The sequence below is a fragment of the Microcoleus sp. AT3-A2 genome (genome assembly GCF_036705685.1).
Lineage (GTDB): Bacteria > Cyanobacteriota > Cyanobacteriia > Cyanobacteriales > Microcoleaceae > Microcoleus.
Genome location: NZ_JAUBVF010000029.1, coordinates 1 through 22,131 on the forward strand (window position 1 = coordinate 1; position 22,131 = coordinate 22,131).

The 22,131-nt window shown below is 43.3% G+C and carries 14 protein-coding genes, 1 tRNA gene and 1 pseudogene; 10 read left to right on the plus strand and 6 right to left on the minus strand.

All coding sequences use genetic code 11. The annotated features are described in order from the left end of the window. Positions 1 to 111 precede the first annotated feature (111 nt). Positions 112 to 1,590, plus strand: coding sequence for an amidase (locus QUB37_RS17125; protein WP_333164094.1), 1,479 nt, complete (start codon positions 112 to 114; stop codon positions 1,588 to 1,590). Between the two features lie 214 nt (positions 1,591 to 1,804). Here QUB37_RS17125 and QUB37_RS17130 read toward each other — a convergent pair whose 3' ends face one another. Continuing rightward, complete coding sequence (locus QUB37_RS17130; RefSeq protein ID WP_333164096.1) at positions 1,805 to 2,497, minus strand: GDSL-type esterase/lipase family protein; 693 nt, start codon at positions 2,495 to 2,497, stop codon at positions 1,805 to 1,807. A gap of 80 nt (positions 2,498 to 2,577) precedes the next feature. Between QUB37_RS17130 and QUB37_RS17135 the strand changes: the two genes are divergently transcribed. The 4 genes from QUB37_RS17135 to QUB37_RS17150 all read left to right on the plus strand — a co-directional run bounded on the left by QUB37_RS17135 (position 2,578) and on the right by QUB37_RS17150 (position 4,332). Beyond that, a complete protein-coding gene (locus QUB37_RS17135; protein WP_333164099.1) occupies positions 2,578 to 2,811 on the plus strand; it encodes a DNA-directed RNA polymerase subunit omega in 234 nt (77 codons plus the stop codon). Positions 2,812 to 3,059: 248 nt separating this feature from the next. Further along, positions 3,060 to 3,704 (plus strand): hypothetical protein, encoded by a 645-nt coding sequence (locus QUB37_RS17140; protein ID WP_333164101.1) that lies wholly within the window; start codon positions 3,060 to 3,062, stop codon positions 3,702 to 3,704. A gap of 148 nt (positions 3,705 to 3,852) precedes the next feature. Further along, the gene (locus QUB37_RS17145) at positions 3,853 to 4,221 is read left to right on the plus strand and encodes a DUF1818 family protein (RefSeq protein ID WP_333164104.1); all 369 of its coding nucleotides are present in this window, start codon (positions 3,853 to 3,855) and stop codon (positions 4,219 to 4,221) included. Positions 4,222 to 4,258: 37 nt separating this feature from the next. Beyond that, a tRNA-Pro gene (locus QUB37_RS17150) sits at positions 4,259 to 4,332 on the plus strand. 463 nt (positions 4,333 to 4,795) lie between these two features. Here the strand turns inward: QUB37_RS17150 and QUB37_RS17155 are convergent. The 3 genes from QUB37_RS17155 to QUB37_RS17165 all read right to left on the minus strand — a co-directional run bounded on the left by QUB37_RS17155 (position 4,796) and on the right by QUB37_RS17165 (position 14,715). Beyond that, positions 4,796 to 6,295: a response regulator gene (locus QUB37_RS17155; RefSeq protein WP_333164107.1), complete on the minus strand. Its 1,500-nt coding sequence runs from the start codon at positions 6,293 to 6,295 to the stop codon at positions 4,796 to 4,798. Between the two features lie 9 nt (positions 6,296 to 6,304). Next, positions 6,305 to 12,379, minus strand: coding sequence for an AAA family ATPase (locus tag QUB37_RS17160; protein WP_333164110.1), 6,075 nt, complete (start codon positions 12,377 to 12,379; stop codon positions 6,305 to 6,307). 1,055 nt (positions 12,380 to 13,434) lie between these two features. Then, positions 13,435 to 14,715: a transposase gene (locus QUB37_RS17165; protein ID WP_333164113.1), complete on the minus strand. Its 1,281-nt coding sequence runs from the start codon at positions 14,713 to 14,715 to the stop codon at positions 13,435 to 13,437. Positions 14,716 to 14,794: 79 nt separating this feature from the next. On the opposite strand from QUB37_RS17165, the gene tnpA reads away from it, so the two are divergent. Then, on the plus strand, positions 14,795 to 15,202 hold the full coding sequence (gene tnpA, locus QUB37_RS17170) for an IS200/IS605 family transposase (protein WP_333164115.1): 408 nt from the start codon (positions 14,795 to 14,797) through the stop codon (positions 15,200 to 15,202). Between the two features lie 524 nt (positions 15,203 to 15,726). Here the strand turns inward: tnpA and QUB37_RS17175 are convergent. Then, complete coding sequence (locus QUB37_RS17175) at positions 15,727 to 16,974, minus strand: MFS transporter (protein ID WP_333164119.1); 1,248 nt, start codon at positions 16,972 to 16,974, stop codon at positions 15,727 to 15,729. A gap of 337 nt (positions 16,975 to 17,311) precedes the next feature. Next, a pseudogene (locus tag QUB37_RS17180) lies at positions 17,312 to 18,135 on the minus strand (IS5 family transposase). Between the two features lie 864 nt (positions 18,136 to 18,999). Between QUB37_RS17180 and QUB37_RS17185 the strand changes: the two are divergent. From QUB37_RS17185 to QUB37_RS17200, 4 genes are all read left to right on the plus strand, one after another. After that, a complete protein-coding gene (locus QUB37_RS17185; RefSeq protein ID WP_333164122.1) occupies positions 19,000 to 19,395 on the plus strand; it encodes a transposase in 396 nt (131 codons plus the stop codon). An 84-nt stretch (positions 19,396 to 19,479) separates the two neighbouring features. Then, entirely contained in the window at positions 19,480 to 19,704 is a 225-nt protein-coding gene (locus tag QUB37_RS17190) for a hypothetical protein (RefSeq protein WP_333164124.1), read from the plus strand. Positions 19,705 to 20,273: 569 nt separating this feature from the next. After that, positions 20,274 to 20,702 (plus strand): transposase, encoded by a 429-nt coding sequence (locus tag QUB37_RS17195; RefSeq protein WP_333164126.1) that lies wholly within the window; start codon positions 20,274 to 20,276, stop codon positions 20,700 to 20,702. A gap of 137 nt (positions 20,703 to 20,839) precedes the next feature. Next, a complete protein-coding gene (locus tag QUB37_RS17200) occupies positions 20,840 to 21,688 on the plus strand; it encodes an IS630 family transposase (protein WP_333164128.1) in 849 nt (282 codons plus the stop codon). Positions 21,689 to 22,131 lie beyond the last annotated feature (443 nt).

Below are 22,131 nucleotides of genomic sequence, written 5' to 3' on the forward strand. Positions count from 1 at the left end.
CTAATTATAAAATGGAACCGAAAAATAAAAAATAAAGGTAACTTAGTTAATGCAGTTTAGATGTCGAACAGCTTATAATTGACTCGATCGAGAAATACCTGTTTGTTGCTTATGAGTAGCCTGACGTTTGCCTCTGCCCATCAGCTAGCGCGAATGATTCGCGATCGCGAAGTCTCTGCCGTCGAAGTTCTGGACGCTTACCTTACTCAAATCGCAAAGCACAACTCGCAATTAAACGCCATTTGTACTCTGGATGAAGACAATGCTCGTACAAGAGCAAGACTTGCAGATGAAGCCCTAGCCAGAGGAGAAAACTGGGGTGCTTTACATGGCGTTCCCATCACGATTAAAGACATTTTTGAAACAGCCGGACTCCGCACCACAGCAGGCTATATTCCCCTCAAAGATTATGTGCCTCAACAGGATGCAACTGCTGTTGCGAGATTGCGGGCAGCAGGTGCTGTCATTATGGGAAAAACCAACATGGCGGAACTGGCTGCCGATTATCAAAGCATAAATTCTCTGTTTCCACGGGTGAATAATCCTTGGCATCTTGACTACACACCTGGAGGCAGTTCTGGGGGGAGTGCCGCGGCTGTCGCAGCAGGACTTTCACCCTTGGATTTGGGCAACGATTTCGGGGGTTCGGTGCGTCAACCCGCTCATTTCTGCGGCATATATGGTTTAAAGCCGACAGATCGCCGTATTTCTACAGCAGGGCAGATTCCTGAAGTGCCGGGAATGCCACTGTCTATTCGGCAAATGATGACCGTTGGGTGTTTTGCTCGATCAATCGAAGATATCCGGCTATGTTTTTCGTTAATTGCAGGCGCGGATCTGCGTCGCCCTGATGTCCCACCGGTTCCGCTCGATCGACCCTCTGGCAAGCCTTTGCAGCATCTCAAAATCGCTTGGACTGCTGAATGGGCCGAAGTTTCCGTTGCTTCTGAAATTCGAGCAGCTATGGAGTTGATCGTGCAGACACTCTCTGACGCAGGTGTCCAAACCGAACGCTGGCTTCCCAAAGACTTTGACCTTTCCCAAATATTGAATCTCTACGGACGGATCTCAATGTACCTCACTATCTACGCTCAACCGCAGGATAGATATAACCTGCGTCGTAGTTTAGAGTTAATCTTTCGCACCGCCACCCAAGGCGACAAGGAACTCCGAAAATTGGGAGATTTCAGCAGATTGCTACCTGAGATATTGAATCCAAGTTTGAAAAGATATTTCGAGGTACTCACACAGCGCGATCGCTTTACTGCCCATATAGATGAGGCATTAGAACCGTGGGATGTATGGCTTTGTCCGGTTGCCGCAACCGCTGCGTTTACTCACCGTCCCGCTTGGAATGCCGTTGACATTGATGGCAGATCCTATCCTTATTCAGTGGCAAACGGATCTTATACCATGCCCTTTAATCTTAGTGGACATCCTGCGGTGGTAATTCCAATTGGACAAACTCAAAATGGTTTACCGATTGGAATGCAAATTGTTGGTAAGCGGTGGCGTGAAATGGAGTTGTTGGCGATCGCAGAGGCGATCGACAAAGTGGTTGGTAGTTTGCAACACCCACCTGGTTACTGAGCATTTTATCAAGTTTCACTTGATGGTGAAGAATACAATCAGTGTTAGGGTGCGTGAGGTTTGAGATTTTCTATTTGCACGGAAAGTATGAATCTGACGCACCGTTTTTTGCGGGAGTGCGTCAGTTGTGAGATTCTTAATTTGTAGGGGAAATAATGCTAGCTGACGCACCCTACTTCATTTTTACTGATGACTAATGACTACTGACTAATGACTAATGACTAATGCTGGCGATCGGTTCCCAACTTGTCACATCTTCAAATAAAGATTGATACCCCGCTGCATTGGGATGAAGCCCGTCTGCAATCAGGCGCGATCGCCACCAATCACTGCCCCGATTTACCCATTTATCAAAAATATCTAAATAGGGAATTCCCCGCAACTCACAAGCTAATTTCGTTGCTTCTTTATACCGATATTGGTCAGCATGACTGTAATACAAACAATCTTGAAAAGGCATTTTACTTTCATCCACCGGCACCATCCCGACAAATATCACCGGACAAAGTTGTTGGGACAGGTTTAATAAATGATCCAAAACAGTTTTAAAATGTTCAAACTCAGTGTAGCTGCGCCCGGTAGGCGACTGCACTCTCGCCGAATCGTTGAGACCTACCGAAAGAATAATCGCATCCGGGACGCGGTTTCTCAGTTCGCCACGGTGGCGAAACTCGTTTTCGAGCCGCTGGGAGACTTGATAGGTGCGATCGCCCCGAACGCCCAAATTGTATAAAACGTGTCCTGCACTCTCCGGTAACATCCACTGGCGCCGCAATCTTTCCACCCAGCCACCGCCTACACCGTCGCCGAAACCGTAGATTAAGCTGTCACCGAAAGCAACCAATTTGAGGGGATGAGAGTTTCCCCGATGCAAGTGACCAAAGGAATAGGCTGTTGCTACCTGCATAAGCAATGATACTCAGTTAATAAATTATGAATCTTGACATACTAGACTAGAATGTAACATTACATAAAGTAGGTAGTCTCATGGCTAATAAGCGTCCACCCTTCGATTCAACTCAGCTAACCCGTCGGGCGGAAGAATTGATCAGTGCTGCATCCAACCGCTATCGGATTACGGTGCAGGTGGCGAACCGCGCAAAACGCCGTCGCTATGAAGATTTTGACAATATGGACGACCATCAAATGAAACCTGTAATGCGGGCAATATTTGAGATGTCGGACGAACTGACTCAGCCGGAAATTATCGGAGACATCTAGACTTCGGGAGTTTTGGGTTTTGAGTGGTGAATTGCGAGCAATTTTTTTAAACTTCACACTCAAAACTTTTTCAAACTAGACTGGCGGGCCAGGGCGAGAAACCCGGTTTCTTCTTAGCTGTCTCGTTGACAAACTTCTGATTTTCCTAAACCGGGTTTCTTTTCCTAAGTCCTAAAATTATAAACTAGGACATCTGCTTGGAGGTAAGTTTATGAAATTATTCTATTTTTGAAATTATTATCAAAACTGTGAAGAAATTAAAGCTGGCCTTGAGTTTTCTGTTCGTTACTTTGAGTGTGGCGATTTTCACGCTTTTGAGTTGGGTATTGGAATCGGGCGAACTGAGTCTGTCGGCTTTGGAACCTTCGCTGCTGCGGAGTTCTGAGTCTGCGTCGGTGCAGCGGGTTGCTCAAGAATCTGCGCCGTTGCAAGTGAGGGTGCAAGATGCGTGGAAATTGGTGTACGAAAAATTGCCGGATTTCCCGATCGAAAATAACTACATTTCCAAGGAAACTGGAAAAGTCGATTCTACCAATACTTTAGTCGGGCGGTTGATTCGATATCACGTATTTGTCAAAGGACGCCCGCCCAATTACCGCTTTGATTGGAAGTTGAGTTTAGCTGACTATTTGGGCGCGACTCCCGATTATTTGGTGGAAAGCGTGTATCCGGGAAACGACGTTTTGCGGTCAAATCCGATGGAACAGGATCGCGCTGCTATTCAAAGGTTAAATAGAGCACAGCGGGATGCTTTGGTTCAAGCTTTGGTTGATGTCTTTACCGAGACTTCCGGGCGTGGGCGCACACCGACGGGCGAAAAACCACAAGGGCGATCGAGTTCGCCGGAGATACCGCAGCCGCAGCCGGGAGATGCGAAGTTGCTGGCACCTTAATACTCACGAATGCAGAAACCGGGTTTTTTATGGAAATACTGCATTTGAGCTTTTAACACAAGTAAAAAACCCGTTTTCTTTCGTATTTATGGGTAAGTCCTACTAATCTAAAATCTAAAATCTAAAATCTAAAATCTAAAATCCCTCAATGGTGGAACGTGTAATTAAAACGGGTGTTGGGTGGCGTTTGGGATGGAACCCAGAGGCCCAGGAGTTTAAGGGTTTGGTGGCTGGCGACGGTTGGGCGATCGAACTCACGGAGGCTGAGTTAAACGATTTTTGCCGATTGTTGGGGCAATTAGCAGGCGCAATGAGTCAAATGGCTTCTGAGTTAATGGACGAGGAAAAAATAGCTATTGAAGCTGAAAGCGACTTGCTGTGGGTGCAGGTGGAAGGCTATCCCGAAGCTTACAGCGTGCAATTGATCTTGAATGCTGGCAGGAGGTGCGAGGGTTTTTGGCCGACGGCTGTGGTTCCGACTTTGGTGCAGGCTGCAAAAGTTTTAAAAGTTTTTTGACTTTTTCGGGAATTCTATGCTAAGCTATTAAAGCTGTCGGGGCGTAGCGCAGCTTGGTAGCGCACTACTTTGGGGTAGTAGGGGTCGTGGGTTCAAATCCCGCCGCTCCGATAGATGGAATCCTTGAGAAATCAGGGATTCCATCATTTTAGGGAGATTTCGCAGCACATTGTCATTCTCAATAAGTAAGGGGTGACAAGATATGACATACTCAGACAAAAAGTGGGATAAAGCTGCTATATCGCTTCAGGCTGTGTAAGGTCAATGTTGCAGCATTTGGGCGAGAGAACGAGGCTAGTTTAGTCGATCCCTTGCGAGGCTTTGCCTCTATGTCTTACGTCGTTGCTGTTGAATCCGATCGAATGGTCGGACATATTTGTTAAAAATCCAGATTATTTACAGGTGGATTTTTTTGAGGGCTATCGCACCCGAATACTTCATTCTGTAGGTGAGAAATCAGTGGTGGGTTAGAGAGTAACATCGAAGCGCGATCGCCCCTTAGTTTTTTTAACTTGCTATCCTGAAATTGTCCTAAAAAATCAACCCAATGGATTCACTAACTTTTTGCATAACATCAAGCTGACAGCGACAACACAGGAGACTCCTGCCGAATCGGAATCTCAATAGTAAACTCTGTTCCCCTGCCTGGTGCAGAAACACACCCCAAGCTTCCCCGGTGTTTTTCCACTACAATTTGCCAGCTAATAGATAGCCCAATCCCTGTGCCCTTACCGGGGGGTTTTGTCGTAAAAAACGGGTTAAATACGTGGCGACGAACCTCTTCCGAGATCCCTGGCCCATTGTCCACAATTCGGACAACTACGCAATTGCTGCTTGTTACTTCTGTGCTAATCCGAATCACGCTAGGATTCGCTTTAATTTCTTCTAGCGATCTCTGCTTGTTCCACTCGTCAATAGCATCGATCGCATTTGCAAGTACATTCATAAATACCTGATTCATTTCTCCCCCATAACAGTCCACTTCGGGCAGGTTTGGGCAATAGTCCCGCACCACTTCAATCGAGGGGCGGTCTGCCTTAAATTTTAGTCGGCTCTGTAAAATCATCAGCGTGCTGTCCATGCCTTCGTGAAGGTTGACCGATCTCATTTCATATCCTTCTTGCCGTGCGAAGAGGCGCAAAGACAAAACGATTTCGCGGATGCGATCGGCTCCTAAGTACATCGATTTGAACAATTTAGGCAAGTCGTTTTTGACATAATCTAGCTCGCTTGCTGCGATTTCTGCTTGTATATCTGGAGCCGGATTAGGATAGTGCTTTTCGTAGAGGTCAAGGATAGTGACCAAAGCTTTTGAATATTCCAGAGCATAGGAAAGATTTCCATAAATAAAATTAATTGGATTATTGATTTCATGGGCTACGCCAGCTACGAGTTGGCCTAGACCGGACATTTTTTCGCTCTGAATGAGCTGGCTTTGCAGCTCCTTGAGTTCGTGCAGGGAATTTTCGAGTTCTAGGGCTTTGTGCCGCTCTCGCGCTTCCGATGCTTGCAAAGCTGCTTCTGCAAGCTTGCGTTCAGCAGCCTCCTGCTTGAGGCGTTCATTCGTTTGGGAAAGTTCAGCGGTGCGCTGTTCTACTCGCGTCTCTAGCTCTTGTGTCAAAACTTGTAGGTCGGCTTGCGCTCGCTCGCGCTCGACAATTTGCGCCTGAAGCTTTTTAGTTAGATTTCGCAGATTCAGGTGCGTGATAGCCCTAGCTAAAACTTCTTCCTGTTGAAGGGGCTTAGTGATATAATCAACTCCCCCCACATTAAAGCCTTTGACTTTGCTTTCTGTATCGTCCAGCGCGGTCATAAAAATGACTGGGATATCTTTAGTTAAGTCACTTGCTTTTAGATGTTGACAGGTTTTAAATCCGTCCATCTCTGGCATCAGAACATCCAACAAAATTAAATCCGGCTGGCTATATTGCACTTTTTTGAGAGCGTTAGACCCACTGCGAGCTACCCAAACAGTGAAGCCAGATGCGCTCAAAAAATCCAATACTGAACCCAGATTAGTGGGCGTATCATCCACAATTAAAATGGTTCCTCTGTCTAAAGATTCGCTAGTCATTTTTAGTCCTCATCTAAACTGTTGAACAAATTCAACTAATTTGTCTTCTTCAAAGTTTTTGGTTAATTCAAGCAACTGATTGGCAAAAGGTGCATAACGCATATCTATTGCCTTCAGCTTGCTGGCTCGCTTCTCAATACTGAGGAGTTCACCTTTCATGGCTAAATCGAACAGGACTGCAACTTCTTCCGAAGGGGGAGCAATCAGTTGTTGGTCTGGGATTTGAGAAGGGGAATCGGTTAAGATACCTTCTGAACTGAAAGTTGTTCGCTCCTCATAAATCCATTCTAAACCTAAATGGTAGCCCAAACATTCTAATAACTTTTCTGCCCGAATTGGTTTGAGGAGAAAAGCGTTGCAACCCGCCTGGAAAATACTGTGGGGTTCGCCGGATAAAATGCTAGCAGAAGTTCCGATCGCGATTACATCTTTCAATGCAGGGATTTTTCTGATCCGCCTCACCGCTTCAAAGCCGTCCATGACGGGCATTACTAAGTCAATTATAATACAGTGCGGTTGAAATAACAGCGCTTTATTCACGCAGTCTTGACCGTCCGTTGCCTCCATTAATTCAAACCCAATAGGACCTAAAAGATTAACTAGGACAGAGCGATTTTCCCAGCGATCGTCAACGACTAAAATTTTCCGCTGAGAGCCTGAGAAACCCCTGATAATTTTTTCAGGTTCTTTTTGATACCCTTCCCAGCTTTCGGTAATAGGCAACTCTAACTCAAACCAGAAAATACTGCCTTTACCTAAAGAACTTTGTACTTTCAGTTCGCCGCCCATCATCTCCACTAATTGGCGACTAATTGGCAGTCCTAATCCTGTCCCCTCTATTTGGCTAACTGAACCGCTGGCTTGCTCGAAGGGCAAAAATATTTTTGAGAGTTCGTCCGGCGCGATGCCAATGCCCGTATCTTCTACTTGGAAAATAAATTTCGCTCTTAGGGATTGGGGATTGGCGATTGGTGATGACAAAGATGGCTGAGCCTCCAATCTGTCTACTTTAAAACTAACGCCTCCTTTCTCGGTGAATTTTATGGCATTACCGAGTAAGTTGATCAGAATTTGCCGCAATCTTTTTTCATCGGCTTGGACGCAAGTTGGAAGTGGAGTTAGCGGTTCGTAAATCAAAGAGATTCCCTTCTGTTGGGCGCGAATCTGGCAGATTTCAGTAATGCCTTGGAGAAAGTCTGACAGGTGAAACTCGGTGAGGTAGATTTCCATTTTTCCGGCTTCGATTTTGGAGAGGTCTAGAACGTCATTGATCAGAGTTAGGAGGTGTTCGCCACACTGATGAATGATGTTAATACCAGAATTTTGCTGACTGGTTAAACCTGTGTCTCGTTTGAGGATTTGGGTATAACCTAAAATGCCGTTGAGCGGTGTGCGAAGTTCGTGGCTCATGTTGGCGAGAAATTGGCTCTTGGCGCGGTTTGCGGCTTCGGCCGCTTGCTCGGCTCGCTGTCTCTCTTGAATTTCTACTTCTAGGCGCGTATTTTTGGCTTTTAATTCCTCGGTTCGCTCTTCTACTTTGACTTCTAAAGTGTGATAGAGGTTGGCATTTTCTAAGGCGATCGCAACTTGTCCCGATAGCATCCGCAACACTTCTACCCGCTTCGGCGTGAAAGCGCCAGCAATCACGTTGTTTTCTAGGTACAGGATGGCACTTAACTTACCTTGATATAGGATAGGCGCACACAAAATTGATTTTGGTTTGTGTTGGGCAATGTAGGGGTCGGCGTTAAAGATTTCCTCGCGGCCCGAATCATTTAAAACGACATCTTTCTGAGTTCTGGTGACGTAATTAAGTACCGAGATAGGAACTTGCCCAGAAGTTGATACTGGTAAAGATTCTAGCACTCGGACTTGATCTTTAGTCCCCGCCGCTTCTATAACAAGTTGACCCTCTTTTGAGAGAATAAGCGATCCAGTTTCAGCACCTGCGTTTTCTATCAAAATTTTCATTAACTTGGTGAGCAAGTTAGGTAGAACAATTTCGCTAGAAATGGCACTAGATGCTTTCATTACAGTTGCCAAGTCTAGCAACTCTGTTTGACCGCCTGTAATGGTCAAAGGAGGAATTGTCCTCGTAGGGTCGAAAGGGGTTTCGGTGACCACAGGCGATCGCGCTATTAATTGCGGGTATTTTTCTTCTAGATGTTTAACTTTAGCTAAAGCTCCCCAGCGCATATAGGCATAATAAGCATCGGTCATGTAGGTGCGGGCAATCTTTTCTTTACCCCATGACAAATAGAATTTGGCAGCGAGTTCGTGAGCCAATGCTTCTTCGTTTATGTACTCGTTTTCTTTCGCAAGAGCGATCGCGCGATCGTACATCTCGATCGCTTCTACTTTTTCGCCTAAAACCCGATGCTTTTCGGCCTCTACCAAATAGAATTTATGCAGATGATTCATTGGGGCATAATGTGCCCAGTTTTGCAACTTTTCTTGATTAGCTTGTACTCGGTTAAGAATGTCCTGTTGGTCGGACGGCGAAGTTTCAGGATACACAGCTAGCCGTATTAGAGAATCGTAGAAATAGAAAATAACAACAGTTAGCTGCCCTGTCGATGAGCCGAAAGAACTTTCTACTTGAGGGATATTTTGTAAGGCTTCCTGGTAATTATCAAACACATAACAAAGCGCAAGTTTGTGCAAGTATAAGTAATGAATTGCCAGTTGATTGTTGGTTTGCTGGTATAGCGGCAGCATTTTCTCTTCGTCGTATACTTCCCCCTTTAACTGGCATAGATTTTGGCTGCTTCCCATCATGTTTAAGACGGCTTGCCAACAAATCTTTGTATTATTAAGCGCTGTTTCTTGGCTGATTTTATGAAGTGCATCTGTGTAAGTTGCTATCTCTCGTTCAAGTTGCATTAGTTGCTTGCCAACAAAAAACGAGTAATGACTCCACACCATGACGGCATAGCCAGCATATTCTAAATCTCCAGTTTCCAGCCCGGTAGAGAAAGCTGCCAGGAAAGGTTCTAAGGTATTTCGGACGTGTTCTTTCCAATGTTGAACGGCAGCATACACTAAGTGGCAAGTCTTGACTTCGATTTCTTTGCCATTTAACTTTGACACTAGACGTAAAGCTAATTGGCCCAACTCATAGCCCCGCTCAATATCTCCTACCGCCCCACAAAGAAGAAGACTGTATACCGCATATGCAAAGGGAGACACAGAAGCATTGCCATATTGAACGGATAAATCGACCTGTTTGCACACTGTTAAAGGTACCAGTACGGGCATCCCAGAATAGCAAGCAGAAAATATACTTGACAAAATCCTGATCGCTGCTAATTGATAAGGATCTGTCATTTCAGGGAGATCGATTAAGTCCTCAATTTGAGTTCCGCTCAAAATTGCCGCAGTTTCCCCCAGCGCCTGCCCAATATCAGATGGGTTTGGTGAGTCAGGAAACTCTACCTCCAACTGCTTTAAGACTTGTAGCCCCGTATTCAATGCTTCGAGCAGCTTGTTCTGCGCCATATAAGCTTGAATCTGGACTTCGTACACTTTTACTTTGTCCAATAGCGTTTTGGCGCAGTTTTGTACTATCTCAACGAATCTCTGCATTCCGTCAAAATCACCACTCAAATATGCTGACTCTGCTGCTTCCTCATGCAGCCTTAATGCCAGTTCATACCGATTTTCCCAACTATCTACCGCTAGCAGAGATAAACCCACTTGCAAATATTTGACGGCGGAATCGTGGGCTGTAGCAGCTTTCGCTTTCTGACCTGCAATCAGATTCAATTGGGCTAGTTCATATTTTTGGGATTCAGTTGTAAGTAAGTCTGTACCATAATTGAGTTGGTTAACTAAAGCGAAAATATTTTCTTTTCGGTCTTCTGGCGTTGTACTTTGCAGGAGCAGTTGACCGATTTTTAAGTGGGTCTCTTTTTTCTGCTCATCGGGAATCAAAGAATAGGCAGCTTGCTGCACTCGGTCATGTAAAAACTTGTAGTCAACCTTGACATCAGTTAATGTAAAACCGCCCGATTCTTCCTGACTAAATACGAGGGGAATTTTGTATTCATTGCTCAAAGGTAAAATCAACCCAGCTTGAAGTGCTTCCCACAATTGCGCCGCCGTGATTAAGGATGATTCCTGATTAACAATCGCCAAAACTTCTAAGTTAAAAGTGTTGCCAATACAAGCAGCAAATTTTAATACTTTTTGTGTATATTCGGGCAATTTGCGTATGTTTCTAGCAATCAGTTCGACAACATTGTAATCGGTGATGCCGATCGCTTGAATTTGTTCGATATTCCATTGCCAACCCCCCTTTGTCCCCCCTTGGTAAGGGGGGATTAGGGGGGTGAAGTTATAAGTCAACAAATCTTCTTGATAGAGAGTTTTGAGGAGTTGACTTAAGAAGAAAGGATTGCCCTGTGTTTTATTAAAAAGTAGAGACGCGAAATTTCGCGTCTTTACAGACAGGGATTCCGAACCGCCAGATTCATTTAAAGTATCCGCAATTAATTCTTCGACATGAACCAGGTGTAATGGTTGAAGGACAATATTATTCACCGTCGCACCCGTTTTGCGAATCTTGTCAATCGTTTGAATCGTCGGATGAGTGGGAGAAACTTCATTATCTCGATATGCCCCAATCAGCAATAAATACTTGCTATCAGAATCAGTTATTAGCAATTCAATTAATTTCAACGATGCCGAATCCGCCCACTGCAAGTCATCGAGGAAGATAACTAAGGGATGGTCAATAGTGGTAAATACGCCAATGAATTGTTTAAACACGCGACTGAAACGATTTTGAGCTTCAGTTGCCCCTAATTCTGCTACGGGTGGCTGTTTGCCAATAATTAATTCGACTTCAGGGATAACATCTATGATGACTTGTCCGTTATCGCCTAAAGCGGATAACAGTTTTTCTTTCCAAGTTTGGATTTCTGCTTCGCCTTCGGTTAGAAGTTGCTGAGTTAAGGATTGGAATGCTTGAATGAGGGAAGCATAAGGAATATTGCGCTTGAACTGGTCAAATTTACCCGCAATAAAATAGCCTCGTTGCCGCACAATGGGTTTGTGAACTTCATTGACCAACACTGTTTTGCCTATCCCGGAATAACCGGAAACCAGCATTAATTCGGTGGTGCCACTGGCAACGCGATCGAAAGTTTCTATAATTATTTCAATTTCTTGGTCGCGACCGTAGAGCTTTTGCGGTATATTTAATTGCCCTGCTTTATCCGCACTTCCAACAACAAAGTTGGAAATATATCCGCTAGCCTGTAGTTTTACCAAGCAAGTTTCTAAGTCAAATTTTAGTCCCTCAGTGCTTTGGTAGCGGTCTTCAGCATTTTTAGCTAATAACTTCATCGCAATCGCTGAAATTTGTGGTGGGATTTCAGGATTTAGCTGGTGAAGGGGAATGGGAGTTTTGGCAATATGGCTGTGTACCAATTCCAGCGGGTCTGTGGAATTAAAGGGCAACTCGCCTGTGAGCATTTCATAGAAGGTAACGCCTAGTGAATAAAAATCAGTGCGGTAGTCAATTGACCGATTCATCCGGCCAGTTTGTTCGGGCGACATATAAGCGAGGGTGCCTTCGAGCAAATCTGGATGGCTGAGCGTCGAATTTTCTCGCTCCAGGCGCGAAGCGATGCTGAAATCAATAATTTGAACTTTTTCAGTGGCTGGGTTGATGATTATATTTTGTGGCTTTACATCTTTATGAATAATGTTATGTTTATGGATTTCTGCTAAGGCAGAGACAAGCTGGAGACCCAAAGAAAGAAATTGAATGATTGTGAGTTTTTTACCCTTCATCCAATCGTTGAGAGACTCGGAGCCTGAATCTTGTAATATCAGTGCTAAACCGTTTTTATAGCTTTCTAAACTAATGGCTTTGATAATCGGTTCTACGTTCAAGCTTTGCAGAATTTGATATTCGTGCCGCAAGCGGGTGATGTCAGAAAGAGTGGGATACTCAGCCTTTAGCGTTTTGACGATCACGCTGGACAAGTCCGAAATCCTCCGAGCGCGATCGACTGAAGTTCTTATCCCGCTGTGGAGAGTTTCAACGAATTGATAGCCAGCTAAGTTGATAGTCATTGTTATTCTAGCGATCGCAAGGGAATTGAGCGTGAGGTTAAGGCCGATTTTAAAACTTAATTATTATTGGAGCTGATTGTAACATAGTAATTTACTCAACAAAAGTGAGCTCATGTTTCGCTTCTGGCAATCGTGGTCTCATGAGATTGTGTTGTTAACTGTGCTGCCTCAATGCGCGTTTTGGGTGTTTGTTGGGGGATTAGTCGGCTGCACTTTCAAGTGGGGTGTCGAGGGAGCGTTTTCCCCTTGCTGATAATTATCCTTGTCAACTATCACCCGTTGGTGACAAGCTAAGACTTAATTGCATTTGTCAATCAGTAATATTACTCAAAAAAACCACTTTTTTAGGAGTGGAAAATTTACGATTTGATAGGGAGTAGGTATAAATATCATGGTAGGCATAATTCCTCGATCGCCAAAATCTCAGTTTTATGCCCAAAATCCGAGTAAATGTTGAGCATAATTGCTGATTGACAAATGCTTTATTAGCTTAACTTGTTACCAATGACCATCACCTCAAACCGAATCAGTGATCCATCCGCAAGCCGAACAATCCCAATGAACAGGCGGCGTTTCATACTGGGGGTAAGTCATTTCACCTTGGAGACACCGGCCAGTAAACAGTGAGTGGGTATCCAAAAGTTCTAACTGTTTCTCTGGTGTCCACCGCTGCCTCGGTTGCAGAATCAATTCGCAGCCATAGTAGCTTGCCCCTTCGGGTTCCCACAGTTCATCGGCTTAGGCGTTGGGGTCTGGTCAAAGGTCGGGGCAAGTGTCGGTGTCTGAGCCTGTGGGATGAACTGCACAGATTAAGTGTGGGTTGCGGGCGTAGAGGAGACAGCGATGGCTCGACCCCGGCTTACGCCTACGCATTCGGGAAGTTTGGGCATGGCGGGCGTGTTGGAGTTTTGGTTTGGATTTAGTTTCCCCCAGAACAGAGGCGAGCGTATCCTTTGATAATATGCCTAATTTTATGGGGCGATCGTCCCTCATCAAATATTGACGCTCTCAGGGCTAAAGCCACTGAGATTCTGCTGACAGATTGACTTTAGTTATTACCAAAGCCTCATTCTCGCTACGGTGGTCAAACACCGTCTACCTAGTCGGTCAAGATTTACACTTAACTTACTAGCTACTTTTCTGAGAATGTTAGCCGCGCCATTTAAATCTGCGTTGATTACAGTTCCATCGGCAGAGCGATACAAACCACGTTTAATTCGTTTTCCAGATGCTTTCCACTCAGGCGGTTTTTCACCGTAGCTGGGCAGGGAGTCTCCATCAAGAAAACTACTTTTGGACGTATATGCTTCTTCGGTTTCCGTAAACTTAATGGCGTGCAAATCGCACAATTGGTTTAGTCGATGTTTCAGCTTTCCTAATGGCATTTGAACAAATCTCTGATTGTTCAGCTTACCCATATCGGCATTAGATTTAAAACCTTGGTTCCATCCAATGACTAGATTACCAATCCCATGCTGTAAGCAGTGGGAAACAATCAGCTTCGCAGCTTTGTTTATACCATCGCGCATCTGGTGATTACGCTTGCGAGTTACACGGTATAGCCAGTTGTCCCAGTAACCAGCGGGCTTTCCTTCCTTTCTAGTTGCTACTTTTTTATTCCATAGCTGATTCATCGCTTTCATGGCACGAGCATCAATCAAGAAAGAATTTCCCAGGGTGTCTACACAGGCTGCTAAATTGTCAGCAATTCCCAAATCAATTGACAGCGCTTGGGTGTAATCTAAAGTGTGCTGCTGGCATTCTACTTCATAAGACATCTCCAAGTAGAAAACACCATTCTTCGGGAGAATCGTGAACTCTTTAACCTTTGAGTAGTCAATGTTTGACGACATGGGTAGAAAGAATTCAGAAATCCCGAACCAGCGCCGTACTGTTAAACCCAGGGAAAATCTCAATTGGTCGCCGACAAGCGCTGGCTTTAATCCACCAGAATTTGGATAAGCGACTTTAAATAACTTAGAACCTGTTAAATAGCTCGGAGGCTTGGGTCTAAAGTGCAATTGACCTTTGCTATACAAAGCTTTTAACTCTTTGAAGCTTTTAAAGACCTCCGTAACCGACATCAAAGTTTGTTGCATAGGCGTTGAAGGCAGCGACTTAGCAACCATCGACTTTGCAATTGACGGTTCAAAAGATAAGTCAAATTTTCCGGTCAGCAACCTTCCCGTTTTGAAAAAGGTTTGGCGAGCCAAATAGACGGCACTATTATAAAGTTTGCCAGATTGCCGACAAAGGTAGTTTAATACTGCTTCAACTTCTTTGGTGGGAGACAACAATACTTGCTGTACTCCCATCATTTTTTTGACCTTAGCCACCTCTTTTTTCTGTAAATTATTTGATTTATTTAGTTTAACTGGATACAGTGGATAAATTAAGCGATAACAACAAAAGTTTATGTTGCCTCTTCCAGAGTACAAGACTCACAACCACGTCAAATTCTTACTCAATTATCACTTCGTCTTCATTCCCAAGCGTCGCAAGAAAGTTCTAGTGGGAGACGTAGCAACTAGACTGCGAGAGCTATTTTTAGCGCTTTCGACTGAGAAAGGTTGGGATATTCTAGCTTTAGAAGTGGCACCAGATCACGTACATTTATTCGTCGCCGTCAATCCGATGGATACTCCTGCGCTGGTCGTTAAGGCGTCCAAAGGACGTTCTAGTCATCATTTAAGGGCCCAGTTCCCAGAATTAAAAAAGCTGCCGTCTTTGTGGACGAGCAGCTATTTTGTTAGTACCGCAGGCAATATTAGTAGTGAAGTTGTGAAAAAATACATAGAAGATCCGCATCATTCTGCTAATTAAGAAAGAAAGAACACGGGGACTGAAGTCCCCCGATCCGCTTCCCTCTCAGGGCTAAAGCCGCTGAGTTTCCCGCATCCCGTATTGATTTTTATGAAACTATTGTGTGACGGGGTTGTTTGCATCTTCCTCATGATGGCTGCCGCTTCCCGCTTTAATAGCTATCTTTTTTTCGCTCTATTTATGCTTCTTTTTTAGCGAGCAAACCCTCAGCGTTAACAATTAAAGTTATTACTTTTCGTAGTTTATGCCGAGCAAGCTTTGAGTTTGAGATAAATGTTTATCAATATATTATTATTTATGAAGAAGCTGACTCATATGTGTTTTAATAGGTAATACCCTATTATATACTATCGGCAATCGGGCTATTTTTTTAAGATTCGGAGACATTCATTTAGAAATAACTTATTGAAAATGACACTTTATAGATGCTCTACAACAGAACATCTATAGAGAGTTATTACCACCACTGATCGCAATTATTTGAGCAGTATTGATGTAGGCAACATTGGTTTGGGCAACAGTCGCTAACCCCGTAATCGAGAGGGGACTTCCTGCCAGAATAGCGGGACTGCGATCAAACCAGTTATCAACTGAATGCCACCAAAGATAGCGAGAGAAGGCCCAAATCCAAAGCGCAGTAGCTCTCCAAATATGAGACTGCCTACACCAAATCCAGTAAAGAGAGTAAATACCTTCAGTCCCATCGTTTGCCCCAAATTGTTGTCATCTCCGAGATCGGTCACAATTCCGACAAACAACGGTTGAGTCAGGTCATACCCTAAAGACAAAATAAGAACTGCGATCGTCGTTCCGATTGGCGGAATCTCAAAAATCATTCCAATTCCAGCCACAGCAGCCATGACCAACCCTGCTGGAACGAGCCAACGCCGTCCCCACCGATCGACGGCTTGACCAATCAAAGAACTCAGCAATAAACCGGGAATGCCGTACCCAAGAATGTTTAAACCAATGCTCAAGGCATCCATGTTGTACCGTTGGGATAAATACAACCCTAGCCATGTATATACCCCAGAGTGGTAGATACCATTCCACAGAACATAAGCATATGTACGCTTTCCCCTAAAGGTTGCTAATATCTGGCTGTATCCCCTAAAAATTTGGCGAATAGGCGGTAATTTGGTGACTTGTGGTGTATCAAATAAAGAGCCGTAAGGATGAAGCCGCCAAAGCACAATAGCAGCAAACACAGCAGTACCTAGAAAGAGCACTCGCCAACCTACAAATGGCTCAAGAATCGCTCCCCCCGCAGAGCCTGCTGCCATTCCCCCTTCCATTGCTGCAAACACCAATCCTAGCTTGGCACCTCGCTGATCAAACGGGAATAAATCGCCAATTAAGGCGAAGGTAAGGGGAATCACACCACTTGCTCCAATCCCGGTTAATAGCCGCCAGGTTGCCATCTGCGAAGCATTTTGAGCAGTGGCAGTTAAAGCCGTGAAAATGACAAAAAGAGCAAGCGAGATGCGAATAATAGACCATCGACCAAAGCGATCGGACAGGAGGCCGAAGAATAATGCCATCAGTGCATAGGACAGCATATAGGCTGGAACGATAAAGCCGATTTCCTGAACCGGAACATTAAAAACTTCAGCCAAACGTGGAATCAGGGGAGCAATCATGTACCCCTGTAGAAAAATTAGCCCCGCAGCGATCGAAAGCCAGGAAAACAGGTCTTTATGCTGCTTTAGGCGAATCGCGGTATCGGCTGGTTCGGTATGGGGGTGATTAAAAGATTCTTTTAGTTTCGGCATGAATTTCGGAGATTTCAACTCATATCACATTTCACGGACGACAAAAATTTGAGAACTAAGCTCGAGTGCCAACGCCAACAACCAAGGGCGATTGACTGGTGAAAGCTTGGAATACCTTCTCAACTCAGGAGCTTACAAATTTTGTAGGTAAGGTGTGGAATCTCGCCCTTAATGTCAGGATAACTTGATAAATGTCATGATTTATACAAATATAGTATATTTAGATACAGAATTTCTTATGAGACCTATTATGTCAGGCTATCAACAAAGCTAGGATTTACGCATTGACAGAAATCTTTTAATCCCACAAAGTTGTTTAGACCTCTTGCAAAAGTCATTATGAAAGGTTAAGTTCATAATTATAGATGCCTGCAATCAGGTTGAAGCGTAAACCAAATCTGCGTCGGCGATTTCGGTAACGTTCCGACAGAATCCGAAAAATTTTCAGCCTCCTATTAACGTGTTCAATAATAATACGTTCGCTTGCCAGAGTACGGTTTTCTTGCCGTTGAACCTGAGATAAATTAGAGCTTTTGGGCTTTTTAGTAGGTATCTGACTATTGGCATGAAGTTTGGCAATTCCTTGATAACCCTTGTCACGCCAAAGCTTAATTGTATTGTCTAGCCTAACTTTACTGCTCTTGAATAGGCGAAAGTTATGCCTTCTGCCTTTACCATGAGCTATGCAGATAATTGCTCCCGTCTTTTGATTAACCACTAATTGCGACTTCAAGGTATGATACTTTTTTTTACCGGAAAACACTTGTCGTTGTTTTTTTTGGACGCTCGACTGGACTTTCAGTCACATCGACCACAACCACTTCTAAAACTGAGTCCGGTTGCAGCAGTGCTTTTTTTCCGGGTAAGCTAAACCGACCTGAACGAATCAATGTGTCTTCTACGTGTCTCACGACGGAACGCAGTCGATTCATTGATGTTCCAGCTTTGAGCAATGTGAAAGTAGGTACGATACTCTCGCCAATATTGTAATGCCAGTAGTACCTGATCTTCTAAGCTCAGTTTAGGCGGACGACCGGGTTTCTGTTTCTGAAGTTGCTGTTGTTTTAGAATTGACACCATTTCTGCAAAAGTTGTAGACCCAACGCCACATAATCTCTTGAAGGCTTCTGGCTTTAAGCTTTGTACTTGTTCGTAAGTCATCAGTTTTTCCTCTCAATCACCTCACTATTATTCTTATTGGGGACTTTTGCAAGAGGTCTCCTGAATCTGTGCTTTTGTGATCACAATCTCCTGTTTTGGAGAGTGGATTACATCGGGTAAAGGGGGAGCATTTTTCCAGATGGCAGCCCCTGCTGCCAGTAGCGCGGTAAAAGCAATGATACAGATTAGCACCAGCCACGCCGGAAGACTCAGGGCTAATCGTCTATGAGGAGGTGCCAGTATTTCAGGACTGGCTATCTGAGAATCTGTCATCTATCTCACCTTTAAAAAATATTAAATAGGCAAGGAAATCTTCTTCGCTTTTTTGAGCATCGGCTATCACCAAATAGCCGACTTACTACAAGAGTAAGATAAGACTTTGGTGATGGAAAAAACTTTAACAATAAAAATAGTTTCGCAATAAAATTTATTAATTCCGAAACTGCCTGTTCAATTGGTTTAGCTGCCTGTTCAATTGCTTTGCCGGCGACCAAGGTAATCCCAAGGGTGGGAGTAAAATTAGATTCAAAGCGGATCTAACATAAATGATTTTTCTTAAATGTTTTGAATTTTAGTCATCTATCTTAAGACAGAAGTGTTATAGGGAAAGTCCAAAGTAAAGCTTTTGTAGCGAGCTATGAAAGTAACAACCGAACAGTTCGCATCGAGTCCAGTGTTTGCTCAACAGCAACCCGATCGGCTAGCAGAGTTCTGGTAAACGAATACGGGATTCGCTATCTTGAAGACTTAGACGCTCGGAAAGCTGCTCCAAATCATTTAGGATTGCTAACCTGCCACAAGCCCTTATATAGCACTCCTAAATGATTTATGAGATAATAGCCAAAATCACTACATAATTTATGTATGTTAGAAGAGTTAACGGAATTTATCCAATCTAATCCCGATCCCCGCGAGTTGAAACGAGCGATTACCGTCTCTATGCAGCTTAAAGGATATAAGCATCAAGAGATTCAGGAAAGTTTATCAGTGAGTTCTGGCTTTATTAGTAAATGGAGTCAGATATTTACCATGCAAGGTCTATCTGCTCTCAAGCTGGCTTATAAGGGTTCTGTGGGATATTTAAAATCTGAGGAACGGGCTGCCATCATTGATTGGCTACAAAAAAATAATTATTGGAATTTAGGAGAACTAAAAGCTTATATACAGGAGCGGTATAAGATAGTTTTTAGTTCTCAGCAGAGTTACTATGAGATTTTTGACGCTGCTGGCTCAAGAACAGAAAAATTCTCAAAAACGTAATCCTAAAACAGATCCTGAACTGGTCAAACAAAAGAATTGATCCAATAGCTAGAAGCTCATCGGAATGAAATTGAATTAGGTGAATTGGTAGTTTTTTTTCAGGATGAATGTCATCTTCTTTGGGGAGATATTTGTGGCTATGTTTGGGGCAAGAAGAATGAAAGAGTAGAAGTGCCAATAGTTAATGAGAAAGAGCTACCGACTTACTTTGGCTCAGTAAATATTGCGACTGCTCAATGTCTTATCCAGGCCTATCCAAAGGGAAATGGAGAACATACTATTGAATATTTAAAATATCTGATGAGTTAATATAACGACAAGCGGATAGCATTAATTTGGATGGCGCTAAATACAGCAGATTCCATGTATATATGATACAGCGTATTTAGTACCTAAGCGAAAAAAATGAAACCTTATTCGAGCGAGTTTCGTGAGAAAATAGTTAAAATTTAGGAACAAGGTGATACATCAATTAGGAAAGTAGCCGCCAGATTTGATGTGAGTAAAGGGTTTGTTCAAAAAATTTTAAAACAAAAACAAACGACTGGCTATGTTCAACCCAAACAACAGGGTGGAAGCCTCAAAAGTGTGTTAAACTCGCGCACGACTGAATTGACTCAGATGGTAGAAAAATATCCGGATGGGACGTTGTCAGAACCCAAGTGAATATTGGCTTTGGAACTACAACGAAGCTGTCAGCCCGATCATGATGTGTCGTGAACTACAAAAACAAAATTTGACGCGAAAAAAAAGACCATACGCAGTAGTCAGTCTGCCACTGAAAGAGTGCAAATTCTGAGGTGTGAATATTGGAAAAACGTGAAAAAAATTGACCCTGACAACCTGATTTTTTTGGATGAAATGGGCGTCTTATTGGGTTGACAAGAACCTATGCACGTTCACTATGTGGTTGTAGAATCTACGATTTAATACCCTTTTATCGCGGCGTCAAAATCACAGTTCTAGGAGTAATTAGTTCAAAAAAAGTAGTAGGATTAATGACACTAAATTGGTCAATGGATGGCAGAGCTTTTGAAGTCTTTATTGAACATTTTTTAGTACCAAACTTATGGGAGGCTGCAGTAGTTGTTATGGATAATCTACCCGCTCACAAGTTGGGGACTATGGAACCATTAATACAAGCCGCTGGTGCTAGTTTACTGAACTTATCACGCTATTCTCCCGACTTCAATTCTATAGAATTATGGTGGTCGCAACTCAAATTTTTTTTACGCCAATTCTCACCAAGCACTACCAAAATGGTTGACATTTTGCTGGCTACGGCACGCTTATTTGGTCAGTCCTAAGCACGTCAAAAACTGGTTTACAAGCTGCTGCTACTGTACTTCATAAACCTGGAATTTGCTGTATAGTCATTTCAAATAAGTATGAGAATTTTAAAAAATGATGTAAAATGAAAAAAAATCGTTAACCAGTTAGGAAAATGTCTTACAGCATAGATTTGAGAAAAAGAGTAGTGGACTATGTAGAAAATGGCGGTCGTATCGCCCAAGCTGCTGTCCTATTTAAGGTAGGAAGAGCAACGATATATCGGTGGCTCGGTCGGTCAGACCTTCAAGCTACAAAGGTAAAAAGACGTAAGAGAAAACTAGATTGGCAGGCATTGGAAAAGGATGTTAAAGAGAATCCAGATGCCAGATTAATCGACAGAGCCAATAAGTTTGGAACCAGACCCAGTGCCATATCTTATGCTCTTAAAGAAATGAAAATTACCCAAAAAAAAAAACAACTTCGTTACCAGGAGAGAAACCGAGAAGAAAGAATGAAATACTACTCTCATCTCAGAGAATTGATTAAAGTATCGGGAAGTCAAAGTCTGGTTTTTGTTGATGAATCAGGATTTGAGCCGTTTCTAGATTGTGCTTATGGCTGGTCTAAAAAAGGCAAAAAAATCTGGGGTGAAAAGTCCGGCAAACGGGGAACAAGAGAAAATCTAGTAGCTGGAAGACGGAAAGGAAAAAAAGACTTAATTGCCCCAATGGTTTTTACGGGAAGCCTCAATGCAGAAGGCTTTGAAGGGTGGTTATCTTTATATTTATTACCCTCTCTAACAAAGCCATCTATATTAATCATGGATAATGCACCGATTCATCGAAAAACAGCCATTCGAGAACTGGTAGAGGAAACTGGTCATCAAGTTCTTTTTCTCCCGAAATATTCTCCCGACCTGAACGATATTGAACACGATTTTAGTGCCTTAAAGCGAGCCAGAATGTATTCTCCTCCTGGCACATCTTTAGATGAACTTATCTGTGCCTACTGCGCTCAATAGTGTCTCTTTTTTATTTGAAATGACTATATCATTCTTCAGCAGAGGTTAAAGAGTTTTTATCAGTGGTGAATAATGGTTTAGAAGAATCTGATTGGAAAATCAATTGTTTGAGATTTGCACCCAACGATCCGACTCAGAATCCAATTGAAGATATTTGGTTACAAGCTCAATAATGGATTAGGAAGTGCTATCATATGTGTAAGACATTTGCTGCCGTCAAATATATATTTAAGTTAGTTACTCATTATTAGATATTTGATTTCCCCAAGCTTCACAGTTAAGGTCTAAAATTCAAAACATTTAGTTATAACATATATAGCCTTTCTCAGATAGATGAGGTATGTAATAAGGCTTGAAAGTCCCGCTATTCAGGGAATCTCGGATACCTCATCTTTTTAAGAAAGGCTATATTTTTGCGGAGGGAATCGACCGGACATGATATT

What these genes read in the sequence shown, in the direction of transcription:
- QUB37_RS17125 (WP_333164094.1), top strand. Translation starts at nt 112, where the DNA reads ATGAGTAGCCTGACGTTTGCCTCTGCCCATCAGCTAGCGCGAATGATT.
- QUB37_RS17130 (WP_333164096.1), bottom strand. Translation starts at nt 2,497, where the DNA reads ATGCAGGTAGCAACAGCCTATTCCTTTGGTCACTTGCATCGGGGAAAC.
- QUB37_RS17135 (WP_333164099.1), top strand. Translation starts at nt 2,578, where the DNA reads ATGGCTAATAAGCGTCCACCCTTCGATTCAACTCAGCTAACCCGTCGG.
- QUB37_RS17145 (WP_333164104.1), top strand. Translation starts at nt 3,853, where the DNA reads ATGGTGGAACGTGTAATTAAAACGGGTGTTGGGTGGCGTTTGGGATGG.
- QUB37_RS17155 (WP_333164107.1), bottom strand. Translation starts at nt 6,295, where the DNA reads ATGACTAGCGAATCTTTAGACAGAGGAACCATTTTAATTGTGGATGAT.
- QUB37_RS17160 (WP_333164110.1), bottom strand. Translation starts at nt 12,379, where the DNA reads ATGACTATCAACTTAGCTGGCTATCAATTCGTTGAAACTCTCCACAGC.
- tnpA (WP_333164115.1), top strand. Translation starts at nt 14,795, where the DNA reads ATGTTGCCTCTTCCAGAGTACAAGACTCACAACCACGTCAAATTCTTA.
- QUB37_RS17175 (WP_333164119.1), bottom strand. Translation starts at nt 16,974, where the DNA reads ATGCCGAAACTAAAAGAATCTTTTAATCACCCCCATACCGAACCAGCC.
- QUB37_RS17185 (WP_333164122.1), top strand. Translation starts at nt 19,000, where the DNA reads ATGTTAGAAGAGTTAACGGAATTTATCCAATCTAATCCCGATCCCCGC.
- QUB37_RS17200 (WP_333164128.1), top strand. Translation starts at nt 20,840, where the DNA reads ATGTCTTACAGCATAGATTTGAGAAAAAGAGTAGTGGACTATGTAGAA.